Consider the following 19,340-nt stretch of genomic DNA (forward strand, 5'->3'; position numbering starts at 1 on the left):
GGTACCTTTCCCGCCCGTGGCGTGACTCTTGGCCACGCCGATGGAGATTCGTTGGAGCGAACGTCGGGTTCCGGACACGGCGGTCTCATGGCTTCGCGCCACTCCCCATCACAATTCGCAGCGAACGCAACGTCATTTGCCCGTCAACTTGCTTGGCAGGGGATGAGAAATGGCCAAGTCTGGTGATTCCTCCCCTCCCTGCGAACGGACCAGTGATGACGACTGCACCTCGACATGTCCTGCTCTTGGGCGGCACCGGGTTCCTGGGCACCCGTCTGCACTCCGCCTTCGACGCCGCGGGAGACCGGGTCACCACCGCCTCGCGCACGGGCGGCCCGGTCCGCCTCGACCTCACCGCGACGGCGCCCGGCGAACTCGCCGCCCTGCTGGACGACTTGCGGCCCGACCTCGTGGTGAACGCCGCCGGACGCGCCTGGCAGGCCACGGAACAGGACATGCTGGAGGCCAACGCCCTGGCCGTCGAGGACCTGGTCGAGGCGCTCGCCGCCGCGCCGGGCCGGCCCCGCCTCGTCCACCTGGGCACCATCCACGAGTACGGTCCCGGCACGGTCGGATCCGGCACCCCCGAAGAGCACGAGCCCGCGCCGGTCACCCCCTACGGGAAGTCGAAGCTGCGCGGATCCCTGGCCGTCCTGCGGGCCGTGGAAGCCGGCCGGCTGGACGCCGTCGTCCTGCGCGTGGCCAACGTCTGCGGCCCGGGTACGGCCCGGGGCAGTCTGCTGGGGTCGGTCGGGGCCCGGCTGGCCGACGCCGTGCGGGCCGGTACCCCGGAGCTCGAACTGCGGCTGGCCCCCCTGCGGGCGCGCCGCGACTACGTCGACGTGCGCGACGTCTGCGACGCCGTTCTGGCGGCGGCCTCCGTACCCCTCGGGCCGAAGGACGCGACGATCAACGTGGGACGCGGGACCGCGGTGCCGGTGCGGGACCTCGTGGACCGTCTCGTGGCCTCCAGCGGGCTCGACGTGCGGATCGTCGAGGAGCGGGCGGGCGACACCGGCCGCACGGACGTCGAGTGGCAGCAGTCGGACATCTCCCGGGCCCGCCGGGTGCTGGGCTGGTCCCCGCGCAGGAGCCTGGACGAGTCACTGGGCGACCTGCTGTCCGCCGAACTGTCCACACGGGCGGGGTGACGGCGTGCGCATCGAGGAGACGCCCATACCGGGGGCCTACGTAGTCACGCCCGAAGCCATCGTGGACGAACGGGGATCGTTCTACGAAGTGATGCGCACCGATGAATTCGAGCGCGTCACGGGGGAACGGTTCGTGACCCGTCAGATCAATTACTCCGTGTCCCGGAAGAATACCCTCCGGGGAATCCACAGCGTGACCAGTCCGCCCGGGCAGACGAAATTCATCACCTGTGTGCGCGGGATCATCCGCGATTTCGTCGTGGACCTGCGGATCGGGTCCCCCACGTTCGGCCGCTGGCACAGCACCGTGCTCGACGCCGCCTCTGGAACGTCGGTGTACGTCCCCGAAGGCGTCGGGCACGGCTTCCTCGCCCTCAGCGAGGAGGCCTGCACCAGCTACGCCGTGGACAGCACCTACGTGCCCGGTACCCAGATCGACATCGACCCGCTGGATCCGGAACTGGCGGTCCCGTGGGGGTACACCGAGCCTCCGCTCATTTCCGACAAGGACCGCGCCGCCCCGAGCCTGAGAAAGGTACGGGCCGCCGGTCTCCTGATCGAATGGCGGGACATCAGGATTCCTTCTAGCCGGGCTCGAGCTTCCTGATCGAACCTCGGTACATGAAGATTCTCTTTGTAGGCGGTAACGGCGCCGGAACCATTTTCCCCGACATCCCGTTGGCCCAGGCGGCGCGCAACGCGGGCCACGAGGTCATCATGACGGGCCCGGAAGTCACCATGTCCGCCATCATCAACTCAGGCATCCCCGCCGTTTCCGTGACCCGGAGCACCATCCAGGACTGCCGCTACGACCGTCAGGGCAACCTGGTCCAGACGCCCGCGGACGGCCCGGAGCGCAACATCGCCATCGGCCGGATGTTCGGCCGGCTGGCGGCGAGTTCCCTTCCCGGGCTGCTGGAGCTCGTGGACCGGTGGCAGCCGGACCTGGTCGTCTCGAACGTCCTCGCGTACGCGGGCCCCCTCGCGGCCCACCACGCGGGCGTGCCCTGGGTCCGCTTCGCGACCGACATCGGCGAACCCCTGTCCGTCGACCTCGCCGCGGTGTCGGAACTCGCGCCGGAGCTCGAAGCGCTCGGTCTCCAGGCGCCGCCCGCCCCGGACTTCTCCATCAGCGTCATGCCGTCGAGCGTGCGGCCCGCCACGGCGCCCGCGGCCCTGTCGTTGCGCCACATCGCGTGCAGCACGCAACTGCCGCTGGAGCCCTGGATGTACGCCAAGGGCAGCCGCCCCCGCGTGCTCGTCAGCGCGGGCAGCCGGGTCACGCCGGACGACGACTTCGACTCCTTGAGCGGCCTCGTCGAGAAGGTCGGTTCCCTGGACGTCGAGCTGCTCGTGGCGACCCCGGACGACGTGGCGGCCAAGCTGGAGCCCCTCCTCCCGGCGGGCAGCCGCGCCGGGTGGCTCCCCGTGGACGTCCTCGCCCCCACCTGTGACCTGATGGTCCATCACGCGGGCGGGAACATCACCCTGACCTGCCTGGCGTACGGCATTCCCCAGGTCTTCGTCCCCAACATGCCGGGCCTGGAGGATCACGGCGCGCGCATCTCCGCGTACGGGGCGGGCGTGCAGATCCTGCCCGCGGACAACACCACCGGGAACATCGCCGGCGCCGTCGGGGAACTCCTCGGGAACCCGTCCTACCGCGAGGCGGCCGGGCGGCTGCGGGACGAGGTGCACCGGATGCCCTCCGCCGCGCAGCTCGTCCAGGACCTGGAGCGGTCGGTGCACGTCCACCGTGAGGCGGCTCGCGGTCTGGGCTGAGCCGCCCCCGCCGGAGCGGTCAGGGCGCGGTCACACGGCGGCGAGGGGGGCCGCGCCGAAGGAGACGTCGAAGCGGTCGCACCAGATGGTGACGCTGGTGTACTCGGCCGGGTTCACTCCGGCGGGGATCTCGTAGTTCTGGTCGCCCTTGTTGCCCTTGAGCTTGCCGAGGCTGAGGTGTTTCCCGTCGTCGAAGACGCGCCAGCCCGCCACCCCCTCCTTCACCGGCGCGTCCGTGATCCAGACCCGCAGGTCGGGGCCGTTGCTCGTCTCCAGGCCCTCCAGGCGCAGCGTGTGGGTGCCGTCGGGGAGGCGGATGACCCTGGCCGTGCCCGTGGTGGCGTGCTCGTGACTGATCAGGGCGCCTTCGGCGACCGTGCGGGGGCCGGCGGGCGAGGACGGCGCGGAACCCCGGGGGGCCGGGGAGGGCGCGGCGGCCGCGACGGCCGGCAGGGCTTCGCGGACGGTGTCGTCCTGCCACAGCTTCCACGGCTGGAACCAGTACAGGCCCGCGCCCAGCGCGGCAGTGGCGGCGACCAGTACCGCCGCGATCAGTGTCGTGCGCCGCTTCTTCATGGCCACCGGATGCTGCCTTTCCTCGTGTTCCGTCTCCCGCCATTCAACGGTGCCGGCGCCCGCGCCGACAGGGCGGGCATGATGACGGAAGTCTTACGGCGACCCCCGGACCGGCGCGACCGGCGCCGGGGGCCGCGCGCGAGGGGGCCGGAACGGCCGGGAAGGGCCGTTCCGGCCGGCGGGCGGATCAGCCGGATCGGAGCGGTCGGATCAGGCGGTCTCGGTGCGGACCTCGCGGGCCGCCTCCACCAGGTGTTCCAGGGAGGTGCGGGTCTCGGTCCAGCCGCGGGTCTTCAGGCCGCAGTCGGGGTTGACCCAGAGCCGCTCGGCCGGGATGGCCTCCAGCCCCTTGCGCAGCAGCGCGGCCGCCTCGGCGGCCGAGGGGATGCGCGGGGAGTGGATGTCCCAGACGCCGGGTCCGACCTCGCGGGGGTAGCCGGCGGTGGCGAGTTCGCCGGCGACCTGCATGTGGGAGCGGGCCGCCTCCAGGCTGATGACGTCGGCGTCGAGGTCGTCGATGGCCTGGAGGACGTCGCCGAACTCGGCGTAGCACATGTGCGTGTGGATCTGGGTGTAGGGACGGACGCCGCTGGTGGTGAGGCGGAAGGACTCGGTGGCCCAGGCGAGGTAGTCGGCGTGGCCGTCGGCCCGCAGCGGCAGGGTTTCGCGCAGGGCGGGCTCGTCGACCTGGATGACGGAGGTCCCGGCCGCTTCGAGGTCGGCCACTTCGTCGCGCAGGGCCAGTCCGACCTGGCGGGCGGTCTCGCCGAGCGGCTGGTCGTCGCGGACGAAGGACCAGGCGAGCATGGTGACGGGGCCGGTGAGCATGCCCTTGACGGGCTTGGCGGTCTGCTGCTGGGCGTACGCCGTCCAGCGGACGGTCATCGGTTCGGGGCGGGAGATGTCCCCGGCGAGGACCGGCGGGCGCACGTAGCGGGTGCCGTAGGACTGCACCCAGCCGTGCTGGGTGGCGAGGTAGCCGGTGAGCCGTTCCGCGAAGTACTGGACCATGTCGTTGCGTTCGGGCTCGCCGTGCACCAGGACGTCGATGCCCGTCTTCTCCTGGAAGGCGATGACCTCGCGGATCTCTGCCTTGATGCGCTCCTCGTACCCGGCGGTGTCGACGCGTCCGGCGCGCAGGTCGGCGCGGGCCACGCGCAGTTCGTCGGTCTGCGGGAAGGATCCGATGGTGGTGGTGGGCAGCAGCGGCAGGCGCAGGTGGGCGTGCTGGGCGGCGGCGCGTTCGGCGTAGGGCTGGGCCCGGCGGCCGTCGGCGTCGGTGATCGCGGCGGTGCGGGCGCGGACGGCCGGGTCGTGGGTGATCGGGGAGGTGGCCCGGGAGGCGAGGTCGGCCTGGTTGGCGGCGAGTTCGGCGGTGATCGCTCCGGGGCCCTGGGCGAGGCCGCGGGCGAGGGTGGTGATCTCGGTGGTCTTCTGGCGGGCGAAGGCGAGCCAGCGCCGGATCTGCGGGTCGATGTCGCGTTCGGCGGTGGCGTCGAGCGGGACGTGGAGCAGGGAGCAGGACGCGGCGACGTCGACGGAGCCGGCGAGGCCGAGGAGGGTGCCGAGGGTGGCCAGCGACTTCTTGTGGTCGTTGATCCAGATGTTGCGGCCGTTGACGACGCCCGCGACCAGGCGCTTGCCGGGCAGGCCGCCGACGGCGGCGAGGTCGCGGAGGTTGGCGTCGGCGGCGTCGGTGAAGTCGAGGGCGAGGCCCTCGACGGGCGCCTTCGCCAGGACGGGCAGGGCGTCGCCGAGCCGGTCGAAGTAGGTGGCGACGAGGAGCTTGGGGCGTTCGGTGAGCGCGCCGAGCTCCCGGTAGGTGCGGGCGGCGGCGTTCAGTTCGGCGGGGGTGCGGTCCTGGACCAGGGCGGGTTCGTCGAGCTGGACCCATGCGGCGCCGGCCGCCTTGAGGTCGGCCAGTACCCGGGCGTAGACGGGCAGCAGCCGGTCCAGGAGGGTGAGCGGTTCGAAGTCGTCGGCCACGCCGGGGGCGGGCTTGGCGAGCAGCAGGTAGGTGACCGGGCCGACCAGGACCGGGCGGGCGGTGTGGCCGAGGGCGAGGGCTTCGCGGAGCGCGGCGACCTGCTGGGCGGAGTCGGCCGTGAAGACGGTGTCGGGGCCGAGTTCGGGGACCAGGTAGTGGTAGTTGGTGTCGAACCACTTGGTCATCTCCAGCGGGGCCACGTCCTGCGTGCCGCGCGCCATCGCGAAGTACCCGTCGAGGGCGTCGGTTTCGACGGCCGCCCGGTGGCGGGCGGGGATCGCGCCGACCATGACCGTGGTGTCCAGGACGTGGTCGTAGTACGAGAAGTCGCCGGTCGGAACCTCGGTGATGCCGGCGTCGGCCAGCTGGGCCCAGTTGGTGCGGCGCAGGTCGCGGGCGGTCTCCCGGAGGGCGTCGGCGCTGACGCGGCCCTTCCAGTAGCCCTCGACGGCCTTCTTCAGTTCGCGGTTGCGGCCCTGGCGGGGGTAGCCGTACACGGTGGCCCGTACTGCCGCGGCTGCGGATTCGGTGGTCACGGAACTCTCCTTCGCGAGCGTGTCTCCATGGACCCGGTGGCGGTCCGAGGGTGCGAAGGGGTGCCGGAACGGGCGGACCGCCGGGACCGCGTACGACGGGGTACGCGACGGGGAGGATCCGCCTGAGGTGCACGCCGACCCGCCCACGAGGTCACCGGGAAACCGTGCGCGGTCGTTCGCGCACGGGCAACGGGCAGGTCTTCGGACTCGCGGGCGCGCCTGCCGGTCTCCCGGCGGGCACCTACTGGCCGTCGCTTCCCAGGACCGGTTCCGGTCCCAGTGCGTATGACGGCGGTCGTTCCCGCTCACCGCTGCGGGGCAGTCCCGGATTCCCACCGGGTTCCCTCTTACGACGCATCCCGTCTGGCGGACGGGGCGAACCAGCTGCGGACGCCAGCGTAGGCGGACCCGGTCGAGAACCGGTCCAACCGTCCACATGCCGGACGGGGAAATGAGATGCGGCGCGGGTGCGGCGACACCACTCGCCGTACCCGCGCCGCACTCCCGCGTCCCCGGCGCACCCTCTGCCCGGGGGACGTGCCGGGGCCCCTCAGCCCCGGCCGTAGGTGTGGAACCCGCGGCCGCTCTTGCGGCCCAGCAGCCCGGCCTGCACCATCCGCTGGAGCAGTGGGGGCGGGGCGTACAGGGGTTCCTTGAACTCCTCGTAGAGCGAGTCGGCGATGGCCGCGACGGTGTCCAGGCCGATGAGGTCGGCGAGTTTGAGCGGTCCCATCGGGTGGGCGCAGCCGAGTTCCATGCCGGCGTCGACGTCGGCCGGGCTCGCGTACCCGGATTCGGCCATCCGGATGGCCGAGAGGAGGTAGGGGACCAGGAGGGCGTTGACGACGAAGCCGGCCCGGTCCTGGGAGCGGACGGTGGTCTTGCCGAGGGTGTCGCGGGCGAAGTCCTCGACGCGGGTGAGGGTGTCCTGCGAGGTGTGGAGGGAGGTCACGACCTCCACGAGGGGCAGGACGGGTACCGGGTTGAAGAAGTGCAGGCCGACCACCCGGTCGGCGCGGCCGGTGGCCATCCCCAGCCGCATGACGGGGATCGCGGAGGTGTTGGTGGCGAGGATCGCCCCGGGGTCCTCGACGGTCTTGTCGAGGCGGGTGAACACCTCGGTCTTGGCCTCGGGGTTCTCGGTGACCGCTTCGATGACGAGCTGCCGGTCGGCGAGGTCCTCCAGGTCTCCGGTGAAGACGAGCCGGGCGAGGGCGTCCTCGGCGGAGATCCGGTCGAGCTTGCCCCGCTGGACGGCGCGTTCCAGGGAGACGGCGACGCGTTCGCGGGCGGCCCGGGCCGCGGCGGCGTCCGCTTCGGCGACGACGGTGTCGAGTCCGGCGCGGGCGCACACCTCGGCGATGCCGGCGCCCATCTGGCCGCCGCCGACGACTCCGACGCGCCGGATGCCGGCCGGCCGTGCGGGGGCGCTCACGCGGTCACCCCCGCGGTGACGTGGCGGACCAGGTGGCGCGTGTAGGCCTCGGGGGTGAAGAAGGCGGGCAGCCGCACCGACAGTGCGGTGTCCACGAAGACCTCCCTGGCTTCGAGGGCGCGGGCCCGCGGGTCCTCGGCCTCCAGGGCGGCGCATTCGGCGTCCAGGAGGTCGGTCACGGTGGCCCGGTCCACGCGTTCGTGGCGGATCCACTGCCAGATCTGGACGCGGGCGATCTCGGCGGTGGCGGCGTCCTCCATCAGCCCGCCCAGGGCGACGGCTCCGCTGCCGCGCAGCCAGGCGTCGAAGTAGCGCAGGCACACGGCGATGTTGGAGCGGACGCCCTCGTGGGTGGGCGGGGCGGCGGTCCTGCGGACGGACAGCAGGTCGGCGGCGGTGACCTCGACGTCCTCGCGGGTGCGCTCACGCTGGTCCGGCCGGTCCCCGAGGACGCCGTCGAAGACCTGGCGGCAGACGGGGACGAGGCCGGGGTGGGCGACCCAGGAGCCGTCGAAGCCGTCCTCGGCCTCCCGCTCCTTGTCGAGCCGGACCTTGGCGAGGGCGGCGTCGTCGGCTCCGGGGTCCCGGCCGGGGACGTGGGCGGCCATGCCGCCGATCGCGTGGGCGCCGCGCTTGTGGCAGGTGCGGACGAGGAGTTCGGTGTAGGCGCGCAGGAACGGGGCGGTCATGGTGACCTTGGCGCGGTCGGGCAGCTGGAAGTCGGTGCGGTGGCCGAAGGTCTTGATGAGGCTGAACAGGTAGTCCCAGCGGCCCGCGTTGAGGCCGGCGCTGTGCTCGCGCAGCTCGTGGAGGATCTCCTCCATCTCGAAGGCGGCGGTGATCGTCTCGATGAGGACGGTGGCCCGGACGGTGCCGCGCGGGATGCCCAACAGCTCCTGGGCGAAGCAGAAGATGTCGTTCCAGAGGCGGGCCTCGTACCGGTTCTCCAGCTTGGGGAGGTAGAAGTACGGGCCGTGTCCGGCGTCGATCTGCCGCTGGGCGCAGTGGAAGAAGTACAGGCCGAAGTCGACGAGGGAGGCGGGGACGGGGCGGCCGTCGATCTCCAGGTGCTCCTCCGTCAGGTGCCAGCCGCGCGGGCGGACCATGATGGTGGCGAGGTCGTCGCCGAGGCGGTACTCCTTGCCCTCGGGGGTGGTGAAGTCGATGCGGCGTTCGATGGCGTCGAGCAGGTTGAGCTGACCGCCGATGACGTTGTCCCAGGTCGGGGCGGTGGCGTCCTCGAAGTCGGCCATCCATACGCGGGCGCCGGAGTTCAGGGCGTTGACCGCCATGCGGCGCTCCGGGGGGCCGGTGATCTCGACCCTGCGGTCGGTGAGGCCGGGTGCGGGCGGCGCGACCCGCCAGTGGGGGTCGTCGCGGACGGCGCGGGTGGCGAGCGGGAAGTCGAGCGGGGTGCCGCCGGCGAGGTGGCCCGAGCGTCGGCGGCGTTCCCTGAGGATCTCCAGGCGGCGGGCCGCGAAGGCGTGGTCGAGCCGGCCGATGAACTCCAGGGCCGCGGGGGTCAGGATCTCCTCGTGGCGCTCACCCGGTGCACCGAGGACCTGGACGCTGCTGGTCAGGGGCGGGAGGGGCATGCGGTTCTCCTCAGCGGGGCGGTGGGTGCCCGGGGGGAGGTCCCCCGGGCACCCGTCGGGAGCGGCCGGCCGGGCCGGCGACGCGGGTGGGGCAGGTGGCTCGGGTGGGGCAGGTGGGCTGGGTAGGTCGGGTGGGCCGGGTGGGCTCAGTGGAACTGCTCTTCCTCGGTGGAGCCGGAGAGCGCCGTGGTGGAGGAGGCCGGGTTGACGGCGGTGGAGACCAGGTCGAAGTAGCCGGTGCCGACCTCGCGCTGGTGCCTGACGGCCGTGAAGCCCTGCGCCTGCGCGGCGAACTCCCGCTCCTGGAGGTCGACGTACGCGGTCATGCCGTGCTCGGCGTAACCGCGGGCCAGGTCGAACATGCCGTGGTTGAGGGAGTGGAAGCCCGCGAGGGTGATGAACTGGAAGCGGTAGCCCATGGCGCCGAGCTCGCGCTGGAACTTGGCGATCTGGTCGTCGTCCAGGGCCGCCTTCCAGTTGAAGGAGGGCGAGCAGTTGTAGGCGAGCATCTGGTCCGGGTACCGCGCGTGGATCGCCTCGGCGAACTCGCGGGCCTGGGCGAGGTCCGGGGTGCCGGTCTCGACCCAGATCAGGTCCGCGTACGGGGCGTAGGCCAGGCCGCGGGCGATGACCGGGGCCATGCCGTTCTGGACGCGGTAGAAGCCCTCGGCGGTGCGCTCCCCCGTCACGAACTGCGCGTCGCGCTCGTCGACGTCGCTCGTCAGCAGGTTCGCGGCGAGGGCGTCCGTACGGGCGATGATCACGGTCGGGGTGTCGGCGATGTCGGCCGCGAGGCGGGCCGCGTTCAGGGTGCGGATGTGCTGCGAGGTGGGGACGAGGACCTTGCCGCCGAGGTGGCCGCACTTCTTCTCGGAGGCCAGCTGGTCCTCGTAGTGGATGCCGGCGGCGCCGGCGGCGATCATCGCCTTGGTCAGCTCGAAGGCGTTGAGCGGGCCGCCGAAGCCGGCCTCGGCGTCGGCGACGATCGGGGCGAGCCAGTCGGTGGTGTCGGCGCCGCCCTCGGCGGTGGCGATCTGGTCGGCGCGCAGGAGGGCGTTGTTGATGCGGCGGACCACCTGCGGGACCGAGTTGACCGGGTAGAGGCTCTGGTCGGGGTAGGTGTGACCGGCCTGGTTGGCGTCGGCCGCGACCTGCCAGCCGGAGAGGTAGATCGCCTGGAGTCCAGCCCGGACCTGCTGGACGGCCTGGCCGCCGGTCAGGGCGCCCAGCGCGTGGACATAGTCCCGCTCGTGGAGCTGCCGCCACAGGCGCTCGGCTCCGCGCCGGGCGAGGGTGTGCTCCTCGCGGACGCTGCCGGAGAGCCGGACCACGTCCTGCGCGGTGTAGGTCCGCTCGATGCCCGCCCAGCGCGGGTCGTCGGCCCACCGCTGCTCCAGCTGCTCGGCCGCCGCCGTCGTGTTCGCCTCTGCCATGACCGTCACCGTTTCCATCCGTCGCTTGTCTTGCCAAGGGCCCGGACTCCGGTCCGGCCATTGGCACTCTGTGCCTGAGAAGGGGGTGCGGCCGCCGAACCCGCCCGCGGGAAGGAGCTGAGCAATGCTGCCGCTCTACGGGAGGGGACTGCGGTGATCCTCGACATCAGGGCGTGATTCGGGGGTCCTTGGTCCATCCCGGCTACCGGTTCCGGCGGGCCGCAGGACTGACTCTGGCACTGGCACTGGGTGCCATCAAGGAGGTACGTCTGCCAAGCTTTGCGAATCTTCGGAGGCGGTTTTGCCATGTTTGCCAATGCCTCGGCGGGCGCGGTTCCGCATAGGGTGACGCGTACGTCGAGGGCATGCGGGGCGAGGGGGAGCACGGTGGGCAAGACGTACGCGGGGGCGCGGCTGCGGCGGCTGCGCGAGGAGCGGCGGATGACCCAGGCCGACCTGGCCAGGGTGCTCGCCATCTCGCCGAGCTACCTCAACCAGATGGAGCACGACTCGCGCCCGCTGACCGTTCCGGTGCTGCTGCGGCTCACCGAGGTCTTCGGGGTGGATCCGGGCTTCTTCTCCGAGCGGGACACGAGCCGGCTGGTCGCGGACCTGCGCGAGGCCCTGGCCGGGGAGGTCGCCGAGGCCCGGGTGTCCTCCTCCGACCTGGCGGAGCTGGCCACGCGGATGCCGGCGGTGGCCGCGGTGCTGCTGGACCTGGGGCGGCGCGGCCAGCTCCTGGCGGAGCGCCTCGCCGACGCGGCCGACGGCCGCGACGTGGTGGCCGACGCGCCCCGGTCGCCCCACGAGGAGATCCGCGAGTTCTTCTACCGGCGGCAGAACTACCTTCACGACGCCGACCTCGCGGCCGAGGCGCTGGCCCGCGAGATCGGGATCCGCCCGGGGGACGTCGTCCACGCGCTGACGCGCCGGCTCGCCGGCCGGCACGGGGTGAGGATCGCCGCGGACTGCGACCGGCTGCACCACTACGACGCCGCCGGGCGCGTCCTGCACCTGTCGAACCGGCTCCGGCCGGGACAGCAGGCCTTCCGGATGGCGACCCAGCTGGGGCTGATCGAGTACGGCGACGAGCTGGACCGGCTGGCGGCCGAGGACTTCCCGGCCGGCTCCCCCGTGCACGCTCTGGCGCGGATCGGCATCGCCAACTACTTCGCGGCCGCGCTGATCCTTCCGTACACGGCCTTCCACACCGCCGCCGAGGAGTTCCGGTACGACATCGAGCGGCTCACCGACCATTTCGGTCTCGGCTACGAGACGGTCTGCCACCGCCTGAGCACCCTGCAACGTCCCAGGCTGCGCGGGGTGCCCTTCTCCTTCGTGCGCGTGGACCGGGCGGGGAACATGTCCAAGCGGCAGTCCGCGACCGGCTTCCATTTCTCCCGCGCGGGCGGCACCTGCCCGCTGTGGAACGTGTACGAGGCCTTCGCCGCGCCCGGCCGGATCCACGTGCAGGTGGCGGCCATGCCCGACGGGCAGCGGCACCTGTGGACCGCCCGGGCCGTCACCCGCCACCGCGGCGGCTGGGGCGAGCCGGGGAAGACCTTCGCCATCGGCCTCGGCTGCGAGATCCGGCACGCGTCGCGGCTCGTGTACGCCGACGGGCTCGACCTCGGGAACGCCGCGGCCGCGACGCCGATCGGAATGGGGTGCCGGCTCTGTGAGCGGCTGGACTGCCCGCAGCGGGCCGTGCCGCCGCTGGGCCGGGCCCTGGCGGTGGACGAGAACAGCAGCACCTTCGTCCCGTACCCGGTCACGGGCGCTCCCGCCGGGCCGGGGCGTGGCTGAGCGGGGACCGGCCGGTCAGTCCAGGCGCCGCGCCTCGGCCGGGGTGACCGGCTCCCCCGCCCGTACGGAGTGCAGGACGTGGGCGAGGACTTCGGCGCCGCGGACCACGCGCGGGCCGGGGCGGTTGAAGTAGGCGGGCCCGTCCAGGACCCAGACCTCCCCGGCCCGTACGGCGGGAAGTTCCTCCCAGCCGGGCAGGGAGGTCAGCAACTCGCGCTCCCGCAGGGTGCGTTCGGGAGGGAAGCCGCACGGCATGACCAGGACGACGTCGGGGCGGGCGGCGCGGACGGCGTCCCAGGTCATCGGTTTGGTGTGCTCGCCCGGGGCGGCGAGGAGCGGTTCGCCTCCCGCGCAGGAGATCTGCTCGGGGACCCAGTGGCCGGCGGGCCAGAGCGGGTCGAGCCATTCGACGGTCACCACGCGGGGCCGGGCGCGGCCCGCGGTCAGCCGCCGCACCCCGTCGAGCCGCGCCCGCAGTTCCTCCCGGCGCCGCTCGGCCCGCTCCCGTACGCCGAGCAGCTCCCCGACCGTGACCAGGCAGTCCAGTACGTCGTCGAGGGTGCGCGGCTCCAGGCTCAGGACGCGCGGTCCGGCGTCGAGGACGCGCACGGCGCGGGAGACGCCCGCGTAGGACACGGCGCAGACGTCGCAGAGGTCCTGGGTGAGGACGACGTCCGGCGCGAGGGCGGCGAGCGCCCCGGTGTCGAGGGTGTAGAGCGAGGAGCCGGAGTGGGCGGCCCCGCCGACGGCGTCGGAGATCTCCCGGCTGCTGAGTTCGTCCGCCGCCCATTCGGCCCGCGTGACGACGGGTACGGAGGCGACCGCCTCGGCCGGCCAGTCGCATTCGTGGGTGCGTCCGACCAGGTCGGGGGCGAGACCGAGGTCCGCGACGATGTCCGTGGCCGCGGGGAGGAGGGAGACGATGCGCATGGACCGACTGTAGGCGCGCGGCCGGCGGGGGTGGACTTACTAGGACGTCCAACTATATGTTCGTGCCCATAAGGTCCGCGGTGCAGGGAAGCCGGTGAAAAACCGGCACGGTCCCGCCACTGTGACCGGGGAGTGTGCTGCCGTCCAACGCCACTGACGAGGGCTGTCGGGAAGGCGGGTGGCACGCGGGGATCCGGGAGTCAGGATACCGGCCGCGGAACGTTCCGTGTTGTCCACGAGGATGGAGAAGACACGCATGGCACCGGTTTGTACCCACGACCCTGGTGATCCGGCGGAGCGCGCGCACACCTCCTTCGCGCGTTCGTAGTCCCACGGCCTTCCCCAGCGACGCGCCCGACCGGGCGCGGCCGCCGGTCCGCCGTGCCATCCCCGGATCCGCACCTGACGAGAGCAGGCACCCATGGTCCGCGAACTCACCCACTTCATCGGCGGCAAGCACGTCACCGGAACGTCCGGCCTCCACGCCGACGTGTACGACCCCAGCACCGGCTCCGTCCAGGCCCGCGTCCCGCTCGCCGGGCGCGCCGACACCGAGGCCGCCATCGCGGACGCCGAGGCGGCCCAGGCCGACTGGGGGCAGTGGAACCCCCAGCGGCGCGCCCGCGTCATGCTGCGTTTCCTCCAGCTGGTGGAGGGCGAACGGGATTCCCTGGCACGGCTGTTGTCCGCCGAGCACGGCAAGACCGTCGCCGACGCCCACGGTGACCTGCAACGCGGCCTGGAGGTGGTCGAGTTCGCCGCCGGCATCCCGCACCTGCTCAAGGGCGAGTTCACCGACAACGCCGGGACGGGCATCGACGTGCACTCCCTGCGCGCGCCGCTGGGCGTCGTCGCCGGGATCACCCCCTTCAACTTCCCCGCCATGATCCCCCTGTGGCAGGCCGCGCCCGCCCTGGCCTGCGGCAACTCCTTCGTCCTCAAGCCCTCCGAGCGGGACCCCTCCGTGCCGCTGCGCCTCGCGGAGCTGTTCCTGGAGGCGGGCCTGCCGCCGGGCGTGCTCAACGTGGTCAACGGGGGCAAGGAGGCCGTCGACACCCTGCTGGAGGACCCGCGGGTCCAGGCCCTCGGCTTCGTCGGATCGACCCCGATCGCGGCGCACATCTACGCGACCGCCGCCGCCCACGGCAAGCGGGCCCAGTGCTTCGGCGGCGCCAAGAACCACATGATCGTGATGCCGGACGCGGACCTCGACCAGGCCGTCGACGCCCTGATCGGCGCCGGGTACGGCTCCGCCGGCGAGCGCTGCATGGCCATCGCCGTGGCCGTGCCCGTCGGCGAGGAGACCGCGGACGCGCTCGTGGCGAAGCTGAGGGAGCGGATCGCGACCCTGCGCATCGGCCGCTCGGACGATCCCGACGCCGACTTCGGACCGCTGGTCAGCCGGGACGCCCTCGACCGGGTGAACCGCTACGTCGGCATCGGGGAGGCGGAGGGCGCCGAACTCGTCGTCGACGGACGCGGGTTCACCCTCGCGGGGCACGAGAACGGCTTCTTCGCCGGCGCCTCCCTCTTCGACCGGGTCTCCCCGCGCATGCGGATCTACCGCGAGGAGATCTTCGGCCCGGTGCTGAGCGTCGTACGGGCCGCCGACTACGAGGAGGCCCTGCGCCTGCCCACCGAGCACCCGTACGGCAACGGCGTGGCCATCTTCACCCGCGACGGGGACACGGCCCGGGACTTCACCCGGCGCGTGGGCGCCGGCATGGTCGGCGTCAACGTCCCGATCCCCGTGCCCGTGGCGTACCACACCTTCGGCGGCTGGAAGCGGTCCGGGTTCGGCGACCTCAACCAGCACGGGCCGGACTCGATCCGCTTCTACACCCGTACCAAGACCGTCACCTCGCGCTGGCCCTCCGGGGTCAAGGAGGGCGCGAGCTTCACCATCCCCACGATGGGATGAGCGCCGTGACCACCTTCACCGAGGACCAGCTCGCCCTCGCCGAGGTCACCCTCGACTTCGCCCAGGAGCACCTGGCCCCGTACGCCGTCGCCTGGGACCAGGACAAGCACTTCCCCGTCGACGTCATCCGCAGGGCCGCGGCCCTCGGCCTCGGCGGCGTCTACGTCCGTGAGGAGCACGGCGGTTCGGGACTCAGCCGCAGCGACGGGGTGCTCGTCTTCGAGACCCTCGCGACGGGCTGCCCTTCCATCGCCGGCTACCTCTCCATCCACAACATGGTCGCCTGGATGATCGACCGCTACGGGGACGCCGCCCAGCGCTCGCGGTGGCTGCCGGCGCTCTGCTCGGCGGACACCCTGGGCAGCTACTGCCTCACCGAACCGGGCGCCGGCTCCGACGCCGCAGCCCTGCGCACCCGCGCCGAACGGGACGGCGACCACTACGTCCTGACGGGCGTCAAGCAGTTCATCTCCGGCGCGGGAGCCGCCGGCGTCTACGTCGTCATGGCCCGCACCGGGGCTCCCGGGCCGGGCGGGATCTCGGCCTTCGTCGTCGAACGCGAGGACCCGGGGGTCTCGTTCGGGGCCAACGAGCACAAGATGGGGTGGAACGCACAGCCCACCCGCCAGGTGGTCCTCGACGGCGTGCGCCTGCCCGCCGACCGGCGGCTCGGCGGCGAGGGCAACGGCTTCCGCATCGCGATGAACGGCCTCAACGGCGGCCGGCTCGGCATCGCCGCCTGCTCCCTCGGCGGCGCGCAGAGCGCCCTGGACCGCAGCGTGGCCTACCTCGCCGACCGCGAGGCCTTCGGCGCCCGGCTCCTCGACGCGCAGGCGCTCCAGTTCCGCCTCGCCGACATGGCCACGGAACTGGCCGCCGCCCGTGCGCTGCTCCGCCAGGCGGCGGAGGCCCTGGACGCGGGCGATCCGCTGGCCCCGCGCCTGTGCGCGATGGCCAAACGGTTCGCCACCGACACCGGGTACGCGGTCGCCGACCGCGCACTCCAGCTCCACGGCGGTTACGGCTACCTCACCGAGTACGGCATCGAGAAGATCGTCCGCGACCTGCGGGTGCACCAGATCCTGGAGGGCACCAACGAGGTCATGCGCGTGATCGTCGCCCGCGGACTGACGGAGAGCATGCGATGAACGACCAACACCCCGAGTACGACGACCACGTCCTCCTGCGCACCGAGGGGCACGCCGCGTACCTGACCCTCAACCGTCCCAAGGCCCTCAACGCCCTCACCCACCCCATGGTGCTCCGCATCGACGCGGCACTCGCCGCCTGGGAGCGGGACCCGGCCGTCGAGACCGTCGTCATCGAGGGAGCGGGCGAACGCGGCCTGTGCGCGGGCGGCGACATCCGGGCGATCCACGCCGACGCGAAGAGCGGCGGCACCGCCTCGCTGGACTTCTGGCGCGACGAGTACCGGCTCAACGCCCGCATCGCCCGCTACCCCAAACCGTACGTGGCCCTCATGGACGGCATCGTCATGGGCGGCGGCGTCGGCGTCTCGGCCCACGGCAGCGTACGGATCGTCACCGAACGCTCCCGCGTCGCGATGCCCGAGACCGGCATCGGCTTCGTCCCCGACGTCGGCGGCACCTACCTGCTGGGCCTGGCCCCCGGCGAGCTCGGCACCCATCTGGCGCTGACCGGCGGCGCCGTGGGCGCCGCGGACGCCCTGCTGTGCGGGCTCGCCGACCACTTCGTCCCCTCGGCGGCGCTGCCCGCGCTGGCGCGGGACCTGGCGGGCGACTCCGTACGCGCCGTACTGGAGCGGTACGTGGAAGAGCCGCCGGCGGGTGAACTGGCCGGGGCGCGCGAGTGGATCGACCACTGCTACGCCGCCGGCGGCGCCGAGGAGATCGTCGAGCGGCTGGCGGCGGGCGTCCCCGCCGCGAAGGACGCGGCCGCCACGCTGCTGACGAAGTCCCCCACCGCGGTGAAGGTCACCCTCGCCGCGCTGCGCCGGGCCCGCGGGCTCGGGCCGCTGGAACGGGTCCTGGAGCAGGAGTACCGCGTCTCGCGCGCCGCGCTCTCCTCCCCCGACCTGGCCGAGGGGATCCGCGCCCAGGTCATCGACAAGGACCGTGATCCGCACTGGTCCCCCGCCACGCTGGAGGCCGTCGCCCCGGCGGACGTGGACCGCTTCTTCGCCCCGCTCGGCGAGCGCGAACTCCGCCTCGCCGCACCCGCGTCGTCTCAGGAGGTGCCCTGGTGAGCAGCACCGTCGCATTCGTCGGACTCGGCCACATGGGCGGCCCGATGGCCGCCAACCTGGTCAAGGCCGGCCACCGCGTGCTCGGCTTCGACCTCGTCCCGGACCTGCTGGCCGCGGCCGCGGCGACGGGTGTCGAGCCGGCCGCCTCGGCCGTCGCCGCGGCGCGGGAGGCCGACGTGGTGATCACCATGCTGCCGGCCGGCCGTCACGTCCTGGCCCTGTACGGGGAGCAGGGGCTGCTCGCGGCCGCCCGGCCGGGGACCCTGTTCGTCGACTGCTCGACGATCGACGTGGCCGACGCGCGGGCCGCCCACGAGGCCGTCGCCGCGGCCGGGCACCGGGCGCTCGACGCGCCCGTGTCCGGCGGGGTGGTGGGGGCCGAGGCGGGCACGCTCACCTTCATGGCGGGCGGCGGGGAGGCGGAGTACGCGGCGGCGCTGCCGCTGCTCGACGCCATGGGCAAGAAGGCCGTGCACTGCGGGGCGGCGGGCGCCGGACAGGCGGCGAAGATCTGCAACAACATGATCCTCGCCGTGTCGATGATCGGTGTCAGCGAGGCCTTCGTCCTCGCCGAGAGCCTCGGCCTGGACCACCAGGCCCTGTACGACGTGGCCTCCACGGCTTCCGGTCAGTGCTGGGCCCTCACCGTCAACTGCCCCGTGCCCGGGCCGGTTCCGACGAGTCCCGCCAACCGCGACTACCGGCCCGGGTTCGCCGCTCCGCTCATGGCCAAGGACCTCGGCCTGGCTGCCAACGCCCTGCGGGCCGGCGGCGTGGACGCGCCGCTGGGCCTGAAGGCCGCCGAACTGTACGCCGCGTTCGCCGGGGGCGAGGGCGCCGGACTGGACTTCTCGGCGATCGTCCGCACCCTCCGACCGCAGAACGGAACGACCGCATGACCGACACCGACATCAACACCGACGCCGACATCGACACCGACACCGACTCCGTCACCGGAACGAAGAACACCGGCACGTCCTACGAGACGATCCTGCTGGAGCGCAAGGGCCGGGTGGCCCTGCTGACCCTCAACCGGCCGCAGGCGCTCAACGCCCTCAACCTCCAGGTCATGACCGAGGTGGTGGCCGCGGCGGAGGAGCTGGACCGGGATCCGGAGGTCGGCTGCATCGTCCTGACCGGCTCCGCGAAGGCCTTCGCGGCGGGCGCCGACATCAAGGAGATGCGGCCGCGGAGCTACATGGACATGTACCTCTCCGACTGGTTCACCGCCTGGGACCGGCTCGGCCAGGTCCGTACGCCGACGCTTGCCGCGGTGTCCGGCTACGCCCTGGGCGGCGGCTGCGAGCTCGCCATGCTCTGCGACATCCTGCTGGCCTCCGACACGGCGAAGTTCGGGCAGCCCGAGATCAAGCTGGGCGTCATCCCCGGCATCGGCGGCTCCCAGCGGCTCACCCGGGCCGTCGGCAAGGCCAAGGCGATGGAGCTGTGCCTGACCGGGCGCACCATGGGCGCGGAGGAGGCCGAACGCGCCGGGCTCGTGTCCCGGATCGTGCCGGCCGACGAGCTCCTCGCCGAGGCCCTCTCGGTGGCCGAGACCGTCGCCGGCATGTCGAAGCCGGTCGCGATGATGGCGAAGGAGGCCGTGAACCGGGCTTTCGAGACCACGCTGACCGAGGGCGTCCGGTTCGAACGCCGTCTGTTCCACGCGGTGTTCGCGACGGCCGACCAGAAGGAGGGCATGTCCGCGTTCGTGGACAAGCGCCCGCCGCACTTCAGCCACGGCTGACCGGGCACGAAAAACGTACGGCCGTCGCGTCCGCGGCGGCCGTACGTTCATGTCCGGGCAGCGCCCGGCAGCACCCCTCCGGCATTCACACCGGGGCACCAGAGGTGTCGGATTGAGTCATTCCGGCCGCTGAGTGCGATCGCCGTGAGCTCCACAAGGGATCGACGGACTTAGATAAGGCTAACCTAAGTTCAAGTTCGCACTGAGGAGCTCT

General features: G+C 72.6%; 15 protein-coding genes and 2 riboswitches. Of the genes, 9 read left to right on the plus strand and 6 right to left on the minus strand.

The genetic code is table 11. The annotated features are described in order from the left end of the window. The first annotated feature begins 215 nt into the window (after window positions 1–215). The 3 genes from AC07B0_RS34665 to AC07B0_RS34675 are packed head-to-tail and all read left to right on the plus strand — an operon-like array spanning window position 216 to window position 2,933. A complete protein-coding gene (locus tag AC07B0_RS34665; protein WP_469381870.1) occupies window positions 216–1,151 on the plus strand; it encodes an NAD-dependent epimerase/dehydratase family protein in 936 nt (311 codons plus the stop codon). 4 nt (window positions 1,152–1,155) lie between these two features. Further along, window positions 1,156–1,758, plus strand: a complete 603-nt coding sequence (locus AC07B0_RS34670) for a dTDP-4-dehydrorhamnose 3,5-epimerase family protein (protein WP_356877064.1) — start codon at window positions 1,156–1,158, stop codon at window positions 1,756–1,758. A 14-nt stretch (window positions 1,759–1,772) separates the two neighbouring features. Then, the gene (locus tag AC07B0_RS34675; protein WP_469381868.1) at window positions 1,773–2,933 is read left to right on the plus strand and encodes a nucleotide disphospho-sugar-binding domain-containing protein; all 1,161 of its coding nucleotides are present in this window, start codon (window positions 1,773–1,775) and stop codon (window positions 2,931–2,933) included. Window positions 2,934–2,963: 30 nt separating this feature from the next. On the opposite strand, the gene AC07B0_RS34680 is transcribed toward AC07B0_RS34675, so the two are convergent. From AC07B0_RS34680 to aceA, 5 genes are all read right to left on the minus strand, one after another. Further along, window positions 2,964–3,509 carry a DM13 domain-containing protein gene (locus AC07B0_RS34680; protein ID WP_478899904.1) on the minus strand — a complete coding sequence of 182 codons (546 nt, stop codon included), beginning with the start codon at window positions 3,507–3,509 and terminating at the stop codon, window positions 2,964–2,966. A gap of 210 nt (window positions 3,510–3,719) precedes the next feature. After that, window positions 3,720–6,032, minus strand: coding sequence for a 5-methyltetrahydropteroyltriglutamate--homocysteine S-methyltransferase (gene metE, locus AC07B0_RS34685; RefSeq protein WP_478899906.1), 2,313 nt, complete (start codon window positions 6,030–6,032; stop codon window positions 3,720–3,722). 175 nt (window positions 6,033–6,207) lie between these two features. Then, window positions 6,208–6,432, minus strand: a riboswitch (cobalamin riboswitch). Between the two features lie 150 nt (window positions 6,433–6,582). Continuing rightward, window positions 6,583–7,467 carry a 3-hydroxybutyryl-CoA dehydrogenase gene (locus AC07B0_RS34690; RefSeq protein WP_356877070.1) on the minus strand — a complete coding sequence of 295 codons (885 nt, stop codon included), beginning with the start codon at window positions 7,465–7,467 and terminating at the stop codon, window positions 6,583–6,585. Continuing rightward, window positions 7,464–9,062 (minus strand): malate synthase A, encoded by a 1,599-nt coding sequence (gene aceB, locus AC07B0_RS34695; RefSeq protein ID WP_478899909.1) that lies wholly within the window; start codon window positions 9,060–9,062, stop codon window positions 7,464–7,466. The genes AC07B0_RS34690 and aceB overlap by 4 nt, the downstream gene beginning before the upstream one ends. Window positions 9,063–9,208: 146 nt before the next feature. Further along, window positions 9,209–10,495, minus strand: a complete 1,287-nt coding sequence (gene aceA, locus AC07B0_RS34700; protein ID WP_467291631.1) for an isocitrate lyase — start codon at window positions 10,493–10,495, stop codon at window positions 9,209–9,211. 387 nt (window positions 10,496–10,882) lie between these two features. On the opposite strand from aceA, the gene AC07B0_RS34705 reads away from it, so the two are divergent. Further along, window positions 10,883–12,301 (plus strand): short-chain fatty acyl-CoA regulator family protein, encoded by a 1,419-nt coding sequence (locus AC07B0_RS34705; protein WP_478899911.1) that lies wholly within the window; start codon window positions 10,883–10,885, stop codon window positions 12,299–12,301. A 15-nt stretch (window positions 12,302–12,316) separates the two neighbouring features. Here AC07B0_RS34705 and AC07B0_RS34710 read toward each other — a convergent pair whose 3' ends face one another. Further along, window positions 12,317–13,231 (minus strand): cobalamin-binding protein, encoded by a 915-nt coding sequence (locus AC07B0_RS34710; RefSeq protein WP_469381859.1) that lies wholly within the window; start codon window positions 13,229–13,231, stop codon window positions 12,317–12,319. A gap of 61 nt (window positions 13,232–13,292) precedes the next feature. Continuing rightward, a riboswitch (cobalamin riboswitch) is annotated at window positions 13,293–13,462 on the plus strand. 190 nt (window positions 13,463–13,652) lie between these two features. Between AC07B0_RS34710 and AC07B0_RS34715 the strand changes: the two genes are divergently transcribed. Genes AC07B0_RS34715 through AC07B0_RS34735 form a run of 5 tightly spaced genes read left to right on the plus strand, consistent with a single transcriptional unit; the run spans window position 13,653 to window position 19,126 of the window. After that, entirely contained in the window at window positions 13,653–15,152 is a 1,500-nt protein-coding gene (locus AC07B0_RS34715) for a CoA-acylating methylmalonate-semialdehyde dehydrogenase (protein ID WP_356877080.1), read from the plus strand. Beyond that, window positions 15,149–16,300 (plus strand): acyl-CoA dehydrogenase family protein, encoded by a 1,152-nt coding sequence (locus AC07B0_RS34720; protein WP_469381855.1) that lies wholly within the window; start codon window positions 15,149–15,151, stop codon window positions 16,298–16,300. The genes AC07B0_RS34715 and AC07B0_RS34720 overlap by 4 nt, the downstream gene beginning before the upstream one ends. Continuing rightward, window positions 16,297–17,379: an enoyl-CoA hydratase/isomerase family protein gene (locus AC07B0_RS34725; protein WP_469381853.1), complete on the plus strand. Its 1,083-nt coding sequence runs from the start codon at window positions 16,297–16,299 to the stop codon at window positions 17,377–17,379. The genes AC07B0_RS34720 and AC07B0_RS34725 overlap by 4 nt, the downstream gene beginning before the upstream one ends. Then, window positions 17,376–18,278 carry a 3-hydroxyisobutyrate dehydrogenase gene (mmsB, locus tag AC07B0_RS34730; RefSeq protein WP_469381851.1) on the plus strand — a complete coding sequence of 301 codons (903 nt, stop codon included), beginning with the start codon at window positions 17,376–17,378 and terminating at the stop codon, window positions 18,276–18,278. The genes AC07B0_RS34725 and mmsB overlap by 4 nt, the downstream gene beginning before the upstream one ends. Next, a complete protein-coding gene (locus AC07B0_RS34735) occupies window positions 18,275–19,126 on the plus strand; it encodes an enoyl-CoA hydratase (protein ID WP_469381849.1) in 852 nt (283 codons plus the stop codon). Before mmsB ends, AC07B0_RS34735 begins: the two co-directional genes overlap by 4 nt. Window positions 19,127–19,340: the final 214 nt, after the last annotated feature.

It is taken from the genome of Streptomyces sp. NPDC044704, from assembly GCF_056433525.1.